This window comes from Mycobacterium asiaticum (assembly GCF_001673635.1).
GTDB lineage: Bacteria > Actinomycetota > Actinomycetes > Mycobacteriales > Mycobacteriaceae > Mycobacterium > Mycobacterium asiaticum_C.
In genome coordinates this window covers 1-598 of record NZ_LZMH01000029.1, presented here as the reverse complement: position 1 = coordinate 598, position 598 = coordinate 1, and the positions used below count along the sequence as shown (strand labels likewise).

The following is a 598-nucleotide window of genomic DNA, read 5'->3' as shown; positions in this document are numbered from 1 at the left end:
CGCCGGTGAGGCATTCGTAGAGCACGCAGGCCAGGGCGTAGATGTCGGCGCGGTAGGTGACCTCGTCGTTGGAAAACCGTTCGGGCGCCATGTATTTCCAGGTGCCCACCGCGGTGCCCAGCTGGGTCAGCTTCTCGTCGGTGGTGGCGCTGGCGATGCCGAAGTCGACCAGGTAGGCGAAGTCGTCGCGGGTGACCAGGATGTTGGGTGGTTTGACGTCGCGGTGCATGACGCCGGCGGCGTGGGCGGCGTCCAGGGCCGAGGCGATCTGGGTGATGATGGCCACCGCGCGCGGCGGGGTCAGCGGGCCGAAGCGCTTCAGGACGCTGTCCAGGTCGGTGCCCTCGACCAGGCGCATCTCCAGATACATCTGGCCGTCGATTTCGCCGTAGTCGTGGATCGGCACGACGTGGGGTTCCTGCAGCCGGCCGGCAATGCGGGCTTCGCGCTTCATCCGCTCGCGAAACACCGGGTCCTTGCTGAACTCCGCGGTCATCAGCTTGACGGCCACGGTCCATTCCTTGACGGTGTGCTCGGCCTCGTAGACCTCGCCCATCCCGCCGCGGCCCAGCAACCGCTTGAGATGGTAGGGCCCGAA

Annotated in this window: 1 pseudogene; it reads right to left on the bottom strand. The window is 67.1% G+C overall.

Going from position 1 to position 598, the window contains the following annotated elements:
* Positions 1-598, bottom strand: a pseudogene (pknH, locus tag A5645_RS07460) (serine/threonine protein kinase PknH); the annotation flags it as partial.